12 protein-coding genes are annotated in these 12,984 nt (G+C 64.3%); 10 read left to right on the forward strand and 2 right to left on the reverse strand.

Annotated features, from left to right (window positions below):
* Positions 1 to 12: 12 nt before the first annotated feature.
* Positions 13 to 915: a GntR family transcriptional regulator gene (locus G0Q01_RS11800; RefSeq protein ID WP_164195867.1), complete on the reverse strand. Its 903-nt coding sequence runs from the start codon at positions 913 to 915 to the stop codon at positions 13 to 15.
* Between the two features lie 204 nt (positions 916 to 1,119).
* On the opposite strand from G0Q01_RS11800, the gene G0Q01_RS11805 reads away from it, so the two are divergent.
* The 10 genes from G0Q01_RS11805 to G0Q01_RS11850 all read left to right on the forward strand — a co-directional run bounded on the left by G0Q01_RS11805 (position 1,120) and on the right by G0Q01_RS11850 (position 12,020).
* Positions 1,120 to 2,145, forward strand: coding sequence for an ABC transporter permease (locus G0Q01_RS11805; RefSeq protein WP_108969970.1), 1,026 nt, complete (start codon positions 1,120 to 1,122; stop codon positions 2,143 to 2,145).
* A gap of 62 nt (positions 2,146 to 2,207) precedes the next feature.
* Positions 2,208 to 3,152 (forward strand): ABC transporter substrate-binding protein, encoded by a 945-nt coding sequence (locus G0Q01_RS11810; RefSeq protein ID WP_164195869.1) that lies wholly within the window; start codon positions 2,208 to 2,210, stop codon positions 3,150 to 3,152.
* 80 nt (positions 3,153 to 3,232) lie between these two features.
* Positions 3,233 to 4,042, forward strand: a complete 810-nt coding sequence (locus G0Q01_RS11815) for an ATP-binding cassette domain-containing protein (protein WP_203594991.1) — start codon at positions 3,233 to 3,235, stop codon at positions 4,040 to 4,042.
* The gene (locus tag G0Q01_RS11820) at positions 4,039 to 5,061 is read left to right on the forward strand and encodes a zinc-binding alcohol dehydrogenase family protein (RefSeq protein WP_164195871.1); all 1,023 of its coding nucleotides are present in this window, start codon (positions 4,039 to 4,041) and stop codon (positions 5,059 to 5,061) included. The genes G0Q01_RS11815 and G0Q01_RS11820 overlap by 4 nt, the downstream gene beginning before the upstream one ends.
* A 335-nt stretch (positions 5,062 to 5,396) precedes the next feature.
* Entirely contained in the window at positions 5,397 to 5,639 is a 243-nt protein-coding gene (locus G0Q01_RS11825) for a hypothetical protein (protein WP_164195873.1), read from the forward strand.
* A gap of 374 nt (positions 5,640 to 6,013) precedes the next feature.
* Positions 6,014 to 8,422, forward strand: coding sequence for a membrane-bound PQQ-dependent dehydrogenase, glucose/quinate/shikimate family (locus G0Q01_RS11830; RefSeq protein ID WP_164213390.1), 2,409 nt, complete (start codon positions 6,014 to 6,016; stop codon positions 8,420 to 8,422).
* 294 nt (positions 8,423 to 8,716) lie between these two features.
* Complete coding sequence (dctP, locus tag G0Q01_RS11835; protein WP_164195877.1) at positions 8,717 to 9,700, forward strand: TRAP transporter substrate-binding protein DctP; 984 nt, start codon at positions 8,717 to 8,719, stop codon at positions 9,698 to 9,700.
* Between the two features lie 59 nt (positions 9,701 to 9,759).
* The gene (locus G0Q01_RS11840) at positions 9,760 to 10,275 is read left to right on the forward strand and encodes a TRAP transporter small permease (protein ID WP_164195880.1); all 516 of its coding nucleotides are present in this window, start codon (positions 9,760 to 9,762) and stop codon (positions 10,273 to 10,275) included.
* Positions 10,272 to 11,567: a TRAP transporter large permease gene (locus G0Q01_RS11845; protein ID WP_164195882.1), complete on the forward strand. Its 1,296-nt coding sequence runs from the start codon at positions 10,272 to 10,274 to the stop codon at positions 11,565 to 11,567. The genes G0Q01_RS11840 and G0Q01_RS11845 overlap by 4 nt, the downstream gene beginning before the upstream one ends.
* A gap of 6 nt (positions 11,568 to 11,573) precedes the next feature.
* Positions 11,574 to 12,020 carry a type II 3-dehydroquinate dehydratase gene (locus G0Q01_RS11850; RefSeq protein ID WP_164195884.1) on the forward strand — a complete coding sequence of 149 codons (447 nt, stop codon included), beginning with the start codon at positions 11,574 to 11,576 and terminating at the stop codon, positions 12,018 to 12,020.
* 3 nt (positions 12,021 to 12,023) lie between these two features.
* On the opposite strand, the gene G0Q01_RS11855 is transcribed toward G0Q01_RS11850, so the two are convergent.
* Positions 12,024 to 12,710 carry a GntR family transcriptional regulator gene (locus tag G0Q01_RS11855; RefSeq protein WP_164195886.1) on the reverse strand — a complete coding sequence of 229 codons (687 nt, stop codon included), beginning with the start codon at positions 12,708 to 12,710 and terminating at the stop codon, positions 12,024 to 12,026.
* Between the last annotated feature and the right edge of the window lie 274 nt (positions 12,711 to 12,984).

The raw sequence follows: 12,984 nt of genomic DNA on the forward strand, positions 1-12,984 counted from the left end.
ACCGCGCAGGCTTCAGCCGAGGCGATGGTCCCGCAGCGAAGAAAGCAGCGTCGTCTTCGAGGTCAGGAGATGCCGCCGCGCCGCCTGTTCCGAGGTCGCCGCGTCGCGCAGCAGCAAGGCGTCGAGCAGAGCGAGGTGCTCTCCGATGGCGGCTTGGTTGCGATGCCGCTCGAAGGTCTTGTCCCACATGTAATGGTAGTGGAATATCAGAGCGATCACCTTCTGGAATTCCGCCACAAACCGGTTCTGTACCACCGAGTTGATCGTTGCGTGGAAGCGTTCATCCAGCGGTGAGAAGGCGTGAAAGTCGGTCTCGATCCGGTCCAGCAGGTCGAGATGCTCTGCGCGGAGCGTTTCCAGCTTAGGCCAGATCGGGTGGCTGCCAGGCAGGGTCACGAGCTGCTGCACCGCGTTGAGTTCAAGCAGGCTGCGGAACTCCGAAAGCTCGACCGCAAAGGCCGCAGTGAAGCCGAGCAGCAGCCAGCCGCCCTTCTTGCGCCGCTCGACGAGGCCGAAGCGGCTGAGCCCGGCCAGGAACTCTTGCAGCAGTTGCGGTGTCACGCCGAACTCGCGCGAGAGCGCCGCCACGTTGAGCGGTGTCCCCGCGGGGACATCGAACCGCAGGATCCATTCGAGAAAGCGGCTCTCGAGCATCTCGGGATCCTCGGTCTTGGTCTCGAGGGGCAAGCGATCGTCGGGGCGCGGAGCGCGGAGCAGGGATTTCTCGCGGCCCTCCCAGCGGATCATCCCATGTGTCGAGGCGTGCTGAAGGCAGGCGCGCACCACTGTGCGGCTGACCCCGAGCCGGTCGCCGAGGGCGTTCTCCGACGGGAGCGAGTCGCCGGGGGCGTGCCCGCCGCAGAGGTCGAGCAGGCTGTTGTAGGTCTCGCGGAAGCGGGTGTCGCTGCGTGCCATTTCTCAGCTCTCTGCGGGTCGGAGTGGATCAGTCTGCGTCATGTGGTCCCTGCCGGTGCCCCTCAGTTGGTATTTTACCGATGAATTAAATTATTAAAAACACTTGACCCAGGTCAAGCATCGCGACACGCTGTTTTTAATAATTTTGTGCCGCATGGAGGGGAGACCATGCCTCGGCGCATCAGCCGGACCCCGGGAGGACCCATGGCCAATATCTCGCAGCCGTCGCAAGGCGCCTGGACCCGTATGTTGCCCGGTTCCGCGGCAGCCTTTCACCGCATATCGGCGTTGCTGACGCTGGCAATCCTCGTGATCGCCTTTTCCTTCGCGAGCCCCGCCTTCCTGTCGGTGAACAACACGCTGACGATCCTGCTGCAGACCTCGGTGATCGGGCTTCTTGGCATCGGCATGACCATGGTGATCATCACCGGCGGCATCGATCTTTCGGTGGGCTCGGTGCTGGCGCTCTCGGGCACCGTCACTGGCTTGATGGTCAAGGCGGGCGTTCCGGTGGTGCCCGCGATGATGCTCGGTGTCTGCATGGGCGCGGCCTGTGGCCTTTTCAACGGCTTCGTCGTTACCAAGATGAAGATCACCCCCTTTGTGGCGACGCTCGGGATGATGCTGATCGCCCGCGGCGCGGCATTGCAGCTGACCGGCGCGGCCCCCATCTCGCAACTCGGCGAGGCCTTCGGGGTGCTTGGCAACGGCGCGCTCTTCCGCGTGGTCGAGATGCAACCGAACGGCTTTCCCAAGGTGATCTTTCCCGGCATCCCCTATCCGGCGATCCTGCTGGTGATCGTGGCGATCGCGGCCTCTTACATGCTGCGCCGCCGCGCAATCGGGCGGCACATCTATGCCACCGGGTCCAACGAGGAGGCGGCGCGCCTGTCGGGCGTGCTCGTCGACCGCACCAAGCTGATCGCCTACACGCTTTCGGGTGCGCTGGCCGGCGTTGCGGGCAACGTGCTGATGTCGCGGCTGATCACCGCTCAGCCAAGCGAGGGCGTGATGTACGAGCTCGACGCCATCGCCGCGGCGGTGATCGGGGGGGCCTCGCTGATGGGCGGTGTCGGCGGCATCTCGGGCACGATGATCGGTGCCTTCATCATCGGCGTGCTGCGCAACGGGCTGAACATGGGGGGCGTTTCCTCCTTTATCCAACAGATCGTCATCGGCTTCGTCGTGATCGGCGCGGTCTACATCGACCAACTGCGCAACCGCCGCTGAGGCGGGCCGCAGAGGGTACAGAATTTTCCAACGAAGACTGTCATCTAGGGAGGAAAGACAGGATGAACGGAAGACTTACAACGCTCATGGCAGCCAGCGCGCTGGCGCTGACCGCGGCGGGCGCCGCCCAGGCGGGCGAGATCGCGGTGATCGTCAAGACCACCAGCTCGAACTTCTGGCAAAACGTGAACCTCGGCGCGACCGCTGCGATCGAGGGCCAGTCCGAGCACACGATGACATTCGACGGGCCGGCCACCGAGAGCGCCATCGCCGACCAGGTGAACCTCGTCGAGAACGCCATCAACCGCGGCGTTGCCGGCATCGTATTGGCGCCTTCCGACCCCGAGGCGCTGGCCCCGGCGGTAAAGCGCGCCTTTGAATCGGCGATTCCGGTGGTGATCATCGATAGCGCACTGGCCGAGGGTGCCAAGGGCACCTACCAGGCGTTCCTATCCACCGACAACTGTGCCGCGGGCGAGTTGGTCGCCAGCGCGATGATCGACAAGGTGGGCACCGAGGGCAAGGTCGCGGTGATGTCCTACGTTGCAGGTGTGGGCTCCGAGATCGGCCGCGTCGGTTGCTTCAGCGACTATCTCAAGGCGAACTCTTCGCTCGAGATCGTCGGCCCTTACTACTCGCAGTCGCAGATGGCCAACGCGCTGAACCAAACCACCGACGTGCTGGCAGCGAACCCCGACCTCGTGGGCATCTTCGGCGCCAATGAGCCGACCGCCGTGGGCATGGGCCGCGCCATCGAACAGGCGGGCAAGGCGGGCCAGATTGCGGCCTTCGGCTTCGACGGCAACGCCGATCTGCAGGATTTCGTGCGGTCCGGCACGCTCGACGCGATCGCCGTGCAGGGCTCCTTCCAGATGGGCGAGCTCGGTGTGAATGCAGTGATGGACGTGATCGCCGGAAAGACCGTCGAGAGCTTCATCGACACCGGTGTTGTGCTGGTGACCAAGGACAACATCGACGCGCCCGAGGCGCAGAACGTCCTCTACTGAGCCAAGCGGCCGGGGTCCTCGGGGCCCCGGCCGTGCCCTTTGACGACCGCCGTGAAGACCCAATTCGAGGACCGCCCAGCATGAGCCAGACACAGCTTGCCCCGCAGGCACCAGCCCCCCTTGTCGAGATGCGCGGCATCGAGAAGCACTTCGGCGGCGTGGTGGCCGTCAACGGTGTCTCGCTCGATCTGATGCCCGGCGAGGTGGTGGGCGTGCTCGGCCACAACGGCGCGGGCAAGTCGTGCCTGATGCGCATCCTCTCGGGCGCCATGGCGCCCAGCCACGGCGAGATCCGCATCCGCGGCGACGTGGTCGAGATGGGCTCGCCGCAGGATGCGCGGGCGCATGGGGTCGAGACCATTTACCAGACATTGGCGCTGGCCGACCATCTGGACGCGCCGTCGAACCTGTTTCTGGGTCGCGAACTGAAGACGCGCTTCGGCAATCTCGACGACAAGCGCATGCTCGCCGAGGCGCGCAAGGTGCTGGCGACGCTGAACCCCAATTTCACCAACCTCAAGGACCCGGTGTCGAGCCTGTCCGGCGGGCAGCGGCAGGTCATCGCCATCGCGCGCGCGATCTACTTCGACGTGAAGATCCTGATCATGGATGAGCCCACGGCGGCGCTCGGCCCGTCGGAAACGGCGATGGTCGCCGAGCTCATCCGCAAGCTGCGGGCGCAGGGCATCGGTATTTTCCTCGTCAGCCACGACATGCATGACGTTTTCGATCTCTGCGACCGGGTGGTGGTGATGAACAAGGGCAAGCTCGTGGGGGCCCATGACATCGACGAGGTGCACAAGGATGACATCTTGTCGCTGATTATCAAGGGCGAGCTGCCGGCCGACTGGCGGCCGCGCAACCTTGGCACCGGGGAGCGGGTGCAATGAGCCGCCCTACCGAAACCATGCTCTGCGGCACCTGCGTCGAGCCCGGCAAATTCGCGCTCGAGGGCCGGCCGAAACCCGTCAGCGCGCCCGAGGGTTGGGTTCTGGTGGATATTGCCGCCGCCGGCCTTTGCGGAACCGATTACCACATTCTAGAGGGCAAACATCCCTACCTGAACTATCCGCGGGTGATCGGGCACGAGCTGTCGGGCTTTATCACCGAGGACGCGGCGGGCTGGCGCGCGGGCGATCTGGTGGTGATCAACCCCTATGTTTCCTGCGGCAGCTGCAGGGCCTGCCGGCGTGGCAAGCCCAACTGCTGCATGTCAATCGAGGTTCTGGGCGTGCATCGCGACGGCGGGCTCTGCGCGCGGATCGCCGTTCCGGCGACCAATCTCTATGCCGCGGAGGGGCTCCGTCCCGAGCAGGCGGCGATGGTCGAGTTTCTCGCCATTGGGGCCCACGCGGTGAGCCGCTCGGGCATCGCGCAGGGCGACCGCGTTCTGGTGACCGGGGCAGGGCCGATCGGGCTTGGGACCGCGCTCTTCGCCCGGCTCGAAGGCGCCGAGGTGCACCTGATGGACCTGAGCCCGGCGCGGCTCGAGCAGGCGCGGCGCCTCTTCGACTTCGAGCATCTCCACATCGCGGGAGAGCCGATCCTGGAAGGCGATCTGTCGGACGGCTTCGACCTGATCTTCGACGCCACAGGCAATGCCAAGGCCATCGAAGCGGGCTTCCCGCTGCTGGCGCATGGGTCGTCCTATGTGCTGGTCAGCGTGGTGAAGGATCAGATCACCTTCGAGGACGCCGAGTTCCACAAGCGCGAAACGCGGATCATCGGATCGCGCAATGCGCTGAAGTCCGATTTTGAGCGGGTCATGACGGCCATCGCGGCGGGCGACATCGATACGGACGCTCTGCTCTCGGAACGCATCGCGCTGGCCGATCTGCCTGAGCGCTTCCCGCTGCTGGCCAAGGAGCGGGACGAGCTGATCAAGGCAGTGGTCATGCCGCTGGGATAAGTGGCTGCCAGGGGCGTCAGGGACGTCAGGCGAGCGCCAAGACCAGCGCGTGCTGCACATGGCCATTGTCGCTGCGGCTCGGACCTAGGCCGCGATCTGCGCGGGGCTGCACGGGGGACTTGGCGCGCGCGATCTCCTCGCACCCCAGCGATGGACGAGATTACCGCCTGCGCTGCCAGAACGCCGACGTCGGCGCCGTAGATTGCGGCGGGGTCAATGCTGTCGAACAAGGCCGGCACGGCCCCTCGCGCGTGGCATCGACATTCCGGGTGCCCCGGGTGCCGGTCCCCGGATTGCCGGAGAGGAGCTCGCTCACGCAGTTCCGGAGGTGGTGGGTGCCACTCTCGACAGGGATCCTGCTGGAGAACGGCGCGTTGCGCGTCCGCGTGCTGGCTGGCAACAACGCCGGTGGCACGCCGTGGGACGTCACCCACCAAAGGGAACTCGCCTTTGTGCAAAGCGCCCAGTCGACGGATCGATACTTTCCATCCAAGTACATATCACGACGTTATCCGCTGTTATTCCAGAGCGATGACACCCTCAGCAAAGTTCCCGCGAATGCGGAGGCGCCTGAGTAAGAAATTCCTTGGCTCGTCCCGCTCGCGCTTCTCGACTGCTGTTTCGCGACGCAAGGCGTCGGGCCGCACACTTGTAACAGGCGGCAGGTTGGTAGGCGCGGCGCTCTTCGATCTCCTACTCCAACACGGGCTCTCGGCTGCAATGCGCCCGCGTGGGCTATGGGCTCGCATGTGAAGTGTCGCACCCTCTCAGCGTTCACGATTGGGTGTGCACGCGCAATCACGCACACGCTCGGTGCCGTCCTGCCCTTGCGTCGCTCTGCTCGAGGTGAAATTCACCGGCTGGTACATTCGAGTCGCGTGGGCCCCAGGGAGGAGGATTGCTCGCGCACTTTGGCTCGTGTGTCTGAGTGAAGCTCACCAGGAAATAAGACATGACCGAAACATCCTCCCTTTCCCGGCCACTGACGTGGCTGATGGTCCTATTTGGCGCGCTCGTTGCGCTGGCGGGGCTTGGGCTGGCCGGCGGCGGCGTGATGCTCATCGCGCGCGGCGGCAGCTGGTACTATCTTTTGATGGGGCTTTCGCTCCTCGCCTCGGGCGTTCAGATCGCGCGCGGCGCGCCCTCGGGCGCCGTGGTCTACACCGTAGCCTTCGCCCTCACAGTGATTTGGGCCTTCTGGGAAGCGGGCCTCGACTTCTGGGCGCTGCATGCCCGCATCTTCACCTTCCTCTGCGCCTTCGCGGCGATCCTCGCGCTGCACCCGCTGACGCTGAAGCGCGCGGGCCGAAAGCCGATGACCGGTGCATGGCTCGGCGTGGCCGCGGTGGCGCTGATCGCCGTGCTCGGCATGGGCTGGGGGATGTTCCAGCCGCATGGCAAGCACGTCTCGCGGGTTGCCGCCGGCGAAACCCCGGTGCCGGCGAATGCGCCGCAGGACTGGACCAGCTACGGCGCCAATGGCGATGAGACCCGTTTTGCCGCGCTTGACCAGATCACCCCCGACAACGTCGGCGAGCTGGAGGTCGCATGGACCTTCCGCACCGGCGACACCCCGGTCAGTCCCGGCGGCGGTGGCGCCGAGGATCAGGGCACGCCGTTGCAGGTGGGCGATGACCTCTTCTTCTGCTCGCCGAACAACACGGTGATCTCGATTGACGCCACCTCGGGGACCGAGAACTGGCGCCATGACTTCCCGACCGAGACCCGCACCTGGGTGCGCTGCCGCGGCCTTGCCTATTTCGACGCCGCAGTGCCGCTGCCGCAGCCGACGCTGCCGGGCGCGACGCCGGTTAGCCCGGTGAATCTCTCCGATGACGCCGCCTGCCAGCGCCGCATCTTCATGAACACCATCGACGCTGTGCTCGTGGCGCTCGACGCCGAGACTGGCGCGCTCTGCGAGGACTTCGGCAACGGTGGCACCGTCGACCTGAAAGAAGGCCTCGGCGCCGCGCAATCGCCGCTCTATTCGCTGACCTCGCCGCCGACGCTGGCGGGCTCGACCGTCGTCGTGGGGGGCCGCGTGGCCGACAACGTGGCGCTCGACATGCCGGGCGGCGTGATGCGCGGCTTCGACGTGATCACCGGCGAGATGAAATGGGCCTTCGATCCGGGCAATCCCGAGGATCGTGATGCCCCTGCAGAGGGCACTGCCTATACCCGCTCGACCCCGAACGTTTGGGCGCCGATGACCTATGACGCGGCCTCCAACACCGTGTTCATGCCGGTCGGCAACGCCGCCATCGACCTCTGGGGCGTTGAGCGTACCCCGGAAGACGAAAAATACGGCGCGTCGATCCTCGCCCTCGATGCCACCACCGGCGACGAGAAGTGGGTCTACCAGACCGTGCACCACGACCTGTGGGATTTCGACGTGCCGATGCAGCCGACGCTGATCGACTTCAAGGGCACGCCCGCGCTGGTCTTCGGCACCAAGGCCGGTCAGATTTTCGTGCTCGACCGGGTCACCGGCGAGCCGCTGACCGAGGTCGAGGAAGTGCCGGTGAAACCGGCGACGATCCCCGGCGAGAAGTACTCCCCGACCCAGCCGAAATCGGTGGGCATGCCGCAGATCGGCGCGCAGCACCTGACCGAGGCCGATATGTGGGGCGCAACCCCTTTCGACCAGCTGATGTGCCGGGTGATCTTCAAGGGCTACCGCTATGAAGGGCTCTTCACCGCGCCGGACAGGGACTACTCGCTGTCCTTCCCCGGTTCGCTCGGCGGCATGAACTGGGGTGGCCTTTCGTATGACCCTACGGCCAACACCGTCTTCGTCAACGACATGCGTCTCGGCCTCTGGGTGCACATGATGGAGCAGGATCCCGAGGCGGCGGCCTCGAACGGCTCCGAAGCGGTCAACACCGTGATGGGCGGCGTGCCGCTCAAGGGCACGCCCTATTCGGTGAACAAAAACCGCTTCCTGTCGCCGCTCGGCATTCCCTGCCAGGAGCCGCCGTTCGGTACACTGACCGCGATCGACATGGACACCCAGCAGGTGGCCTGGGAGGCGCCGCTCGGCACCGTGCAGGACACCGTGCTCTTCGGCATGAAGATGCATCTGCCGATGCCGGTGGGCATGCCCACCATCGGCGGCTCGCTCAGCACCCAGGGCGGGCTCGTGTTCTTCGCCGCGACGCAGGACTACTACCTGCGCGCTTTCGATAGCGCGACCGGCAAGGAGGTCTGGAAGGCACGCATGCCCGTCGGCTCGCAAGGCACGCCGATCTCCTACGTCAGCCAGAAGGACGGCCGGCAGTACATCGTGATCTCGGCCGGCGGCGCCCGCCAGTCCGCCGATCGCGGCGACTACCTGATCGCCTACGCGCTGCCGCAGGGCTGATCGGCCGGGCACACGGCGGATCGCAAGAGCATAAGGCCGGCCCGAAGGGGCCGGCCTTTTCTGTTGCGGGCTTCCGCTGGATCGAAGGCCGACACCGCGCGCAGGTGGTCTGGGGCGCATGATCGCCGAGGGTTCCTCGCATCTTCCCATTCGTTCGATGCTGACCACCAGACGGGGCCTTCAGTTTCAAGGCAGCGGGGGGACACCAGGGTTTACGCGTCGCGCTGTTTCGACGTATGATCTTATGATCATCATATGATCGGAGAATCGTATGGTATCAAATGGGAGGAACGAATGACCAACCGCAGAACTTTTCTTGGGGCCATCGCTGCTGGCGGCCTGGCACTGGGCGCGGGCCTGCCTGCCTTCGCGCAGGATGCTGCAAAACTTCGCTTTTCTGCCGTGTTCTCAGAGCAGGACATCCGCGCCGAGATGATGAAGAAGCTCGCCGCCTCGGTGTCGGACTTTGCAGACATCGAGCTTTTCTACGGCGGAAACCTCTTCAAGCAGACCACCGAGATTATCGCGATCCAGCGCGGCAACCTCGAGATGGGCAACATCGCGCCTCAGGACATCGCGACTCAGATCAAGGAATTCTCGATCCTGACCTCGGCTTATCTGTTCCGCGACGTCGACCATTTGAATGCCTTCTTCGCGAGCGATGCGGGTGCCGAGATGGTGGCCTTGGCGGAAGAGCGGCTCGGGATCCACATCCTTGGCCCGACCTACTTCGGCACGCGGCAGGTCGGTCTCAGGATCGACAAGGAAATCAACACTCCCGAGGACATGAGCGGGGTGAAGCTGCGTATGCCGGGCGGCGATGCCTGGCAGTTCCTTGGCAAGGCGCTTGGCGCGAACCCGACGCCGATGGCCTATGCGGAGGTCTACACCGGCCTGCAGACCGGCGCGATCGACGGCCAGGACAACCCGCTGCCGAACGTCGAGAACATGAAGTTCTATGAGGTGATGGACCAGATCGTCATGACCTCGCACCTTGTCGGCTACGATCTTCTGGTGATTTCGGCCGAGGTCTGGAATGGCTTTACTGACGAGCAGCGCGCCGCATTCCAGGCCGCTGCCGACGAGGCGATCGCCTGGAGCGCGGAGCAGCACCTCGCCCGCGAGGCCGAACTCGCCGAATTCTTCAAGGAGCAGGGGCTGAAGATCTCAACCCCCGATGTCGACGCCTTCCGCAGCTACGCGCAGCAGATGTACCTCGACTCCGAGCTCTCGGCGGACTGGCCCGAGGGCATGCTCGAGCGCATCAACAGCCTCTGACCGGCTGACCCCCACCAATGCCGCACCCCAAACGGGTGCGGCACCCGAAAGGTGAGACCTTGGAAAGACTGACCGCAATCGGGCTCTGGCTTCGGCGCAGGGCAGAGAACATTGCTGCGCTCATGCTGGCGGTGATGTTCGTCGCCTTCATCGTGCAGGTGGCGTTTCGCTATCTGCTGAACTTGCCCGTCGGGGGAGCCTCCGAGCTGACCATCATCATGTGGCTGTGGCTGGTGCTCTGGGGGGCGTCTTTTGTGCTGAAAGAACGCGAGGAAATCCGCTTCGATTTCCTGCTTTCCAACGTCGGACCCAAGGCGCGGCGGGTGATGAGCTTCTTGGCCTGTGCCGCGCTGCTGTTTCTCTACGGTTATTCGCTGCCGGCGGTCTGGGACTTCGTGACCTTCATGAAGATCCAGGAAACCTCCTACCTCGACATCCGCTACGACTGGGTGTTCTCGATCTACGTGATCTTTGCGGTGGCGACGCTGCTGCGCTACGCGTGGCTGCTGCTGGCGACGCTGCGGGGACGAGACGTGGAGGGAGCCCGATCTGCCGGTGCGGAGGGGGACCAATGATCGATCCATTCACCGCCTCTGTTCTTTCCATCGTGCTGCTGGCGCTGCTCGGCTTGCCAGTCGGCCACGCGATGATCGCCTCGTCGATCCTCTACCTGATGCTCAGCGGGCAGGACATGGGGATCGCCGCCGAGCAGCTGCTCAACGGCATGTTCTCGAGCTATATCCTGCTCGCCGTGCCGCTTTTCATCCTGGCCGCCGAGCTGATGAACTCCGGGAATATCACGCTGCGCCTGCTGGCATTCTGCAATGCGTTCATCGGCCGCTTCCCCGGCGGGCTTGCGCTGGTCAACGTCGCGCAGTCGATCATCTTCGCAGGCATGTCCGGCTCGGCCATCGCCGATGCCGCCGGCTCGGGCAAGATGATGCAGCGCATGATGACCGAGGGGGGCAAGTATCCGGCGGCCTTTGCAGCCGCGCTCACCGCCTCGACCGCGGTGATCGGCCCGATCATTCCGCCGTCGATCCCGATGGTGATCTACGCGCTCGTGTCGGATGCCTCGATCGGCTACCTGTTCCTCGCCGGTGTCGTGCCGGGTATCCTGATGGGGCTGGTGCAGGCCGGGATCATCGTGCTCAGCGCGCGGCGCCGGCAATTCCCGGTGGAGAAACCGGTGCCCCTGCGCGACCTGCCCAAGATCACCCTCGACGCGCTGCCCGCGCTGATGATGCCCGTCGTGCTGCTTGGCGGCATCTATGGCGGGGCAACCACACCGACCGAGGCAGCGGCGGTCGCGGCGCTCTACGCGCTGCTGGTCTCCGCGATCCTCTATCGCAGCGTCTCGTTCGGCTCGGTCTACAGCTCTGTCCTTTCCAGCGCCCGCACGACGGCTTCGATTGGCATGCTCATTGCCGGGGCTCTGGTGTTCAATTACGTCGTCACGGTCGAGAACATTCCGGCGTCGCTCAGCACCTGGCTTGCCGGGTTCGAGCTGTCGCCGATCGCCTTCTTGTTGATGGTCAACCTGATCCTGCTGGTTCTAGGCTGCCTGCTTGAGGGCACCACGATCCTGCTGGTCATCGTGCCGGTCTTCATTCCCACCGCGAATGCGCTTGGCATCGACCTCGTTCACTTCGGGATCGTCTGCGTGGTCAACATCATGCTGGGTCTGGTGACGCCGCCCTACGGGCTTCTGCTTTTCGTAATGACCACTATTTCGGGCTGCTCGCTGAGCCGGATCATCCGCGAAATCCTGCCCTTCCTTCTGGCCCTTCTCGTGGCGCTGGCGCTCATCACGCTGGTCCCGGACCTGTCGCTCTGGCTGCCGCGCCTCTTCGGATACAACGGATAAAATAAGATGAAGAAACCTGTCTATGTGCTGAACGGTCCGAACCTCAACCGCCTCGGCAAGCGCGAGCCGGAGATTTACGGCCATGTCACGCTCGCCGAGGTGGAAGAGAATTGCACGAAAGCCGCAGGCGAGGCCGGTCTGGTGTTTCGTCAGACCAATTCCGAAGAGCGGATGATCGAGTGGATCCACGAGGCGATCGACGACTCCTGCGCGCTGCTTATCAACCCCGCCGCCTTTACGTTTTATTCGATGGCGATCATGGACGCGCTGAAGATGTATCCGCATCCGCTGATCGAGTATCACATCACCAATGTTCATCGCCGCGAGAAGATGTACCACACCTCGCTGGTGTCCGGCGTGGCCACAGCGGTGATGGCGGGCGCCGGAACACGCGGCTACGGCTACGCGGTGAAACTCCTGCTGGAGATGGCCGCTGAACGGGAGGCGGCGTGATCCTTAGGCGGGGATCTTGCCGCTTGAGATGATGTGTTCCATGCCAGCGGTGACATGAGAGGTCAGCAAGGCAACCGACGCTTCGGCGTCGCGCCCGACGACGAGGTCGCGCAGTCGCGCGTGCTCTTCCGCAGCCGGACGGCCGCGAAAATCAAGCACGTGGAGATGGTAACGCATGTAGCGGTCAAAGATGTTGGAGTGGGTGGCATTGAGCGCCGGCATGTCGCAGGCCATCACCGTGGCGTGGTGGAAGTCCCAGTCGTATTGCACCCATTTCATCACCAGCGCCTCGTCGCCGCCGATCAGCTGGCTTTCGACCGAATGCAGCTTGTGATGGCACGAGACAACATGGGCCTCCCACTCGAGCGAGCCGACGGCGATCGAGCGGCGCAGCGCATGACACTCCAGAAGCAGACGCATCTCGCAGACGTCGCGCAGGTCTGCCTGGCTGATCTGCGCGACACCAAAGCCGCGATTGCCTTCGGCGACGACGAAGCTCTCGGCCACGAGGCGGTTGAGGATTTCGCGCAGGGTGCTGACGCTGGCGCCATAGATCTCGCGCAGCCGCTCGAGCCGCAGGCGATCCCCCGGCTTGAGCGTGTTGGTGATGATGTCGAAGCGGATCCGGCGCAGGACCTTCTCGGCAATGCTGCCCCCTTCGTCATGCATTACGAACGTTTTCTCGGTCACGTCGGCCTGTCCTGTTCTGCCCGTTGTCTGTCATCACTGCCGACCCGCGCGAAAGTCGCGCAGGCGCCAGCGGTCATATTACATGATTCTGAGATATCAATCATATGACGCTGTCATTATCATACCTGACCCTTGATCATCATACAATCGAGAGAGCGATCGGGATCGCTGCGCAAACGGGCTATGAAGCGCTCGGCTGTTGATTTCCACCCAGAACTGACCCGGGAGAGCGCGTAATTTCCATTGAGATTTGACCCATGTGACCCTCCCCGCG

The sequence above is a fragment of the Salipiger sp. PrR007 genome (genome assembly GCF_010499845.1).
Classification (GTDB): Bacteria; Pseudomonadota; Alphaproteobacteria; order Rhodobacterales; family Rhodobacteraceae; genus Salipiger; species Salipiger pacificus_A.

Coding starts and splice junctions, on each gene's coding strand:
- G0Q01_RS11800 (WP_164195867.1), bottom strand. CDS start 915: ATGGCACGCAGCGACACCCGCTTCCGCGAGACCTACAACAGCCTGCTC.
- G0Q01_RS11805 (WP_108969970.1), top strand. CDS start 1,120: ATGGCCAATATCTCGCAGCCGTCGCAAGGCGCCTGGACCCGTATGTTG.
- G0Q01_RS11810 (WP_164195869.1), top strand. CDS start 2,208: ATGAACGGAAGACTTACAACGCTCATGGCAGCCAGCGCGCTGGCGCTG.
- G0Q01_RS11815 (WP_203594991.1), top strand. CDS start 3,233: ATGAGCCAGACACAGCTTGCCCCGCAGGCACCAGCCCCCCTTGTCGAG.
- G0Q01_RS11820 (WP_164195871.1), top strand. CDS start 4,039: ATGAGCCGCCCTACCGAAACCATGCTCTGCGGCACCTGCGTCGAGCCC.
- G0Q01_RS11830 (WP_164213390.1), top strand. CDS start 6,014: ATGACCGAAACATCCTCCCTTTCCCGGCCACTGACGTGGCTGATGGTC.
- dctP (WP_164195877.1), top strand. CDS start 8,717: ATGACCAACCGCAGAACTTTTCTTGGGGCCATCGCTGCTGGCGGCCTG.
- G0Q01_RS11845 (WP_164195882.1), top strand. CDS start 10,272: ATGATCGATCCATTCACCGCCTCTGTTCTTTCCATCGTGCTGCTGGCG.
- G0Q01_RS11850 (WP_164195884.1), top strand. CDS start 11,574: ATGAAGAAACCTGTCTATGTGCTGAACGGTCCGAACCTCAACCGCCTC.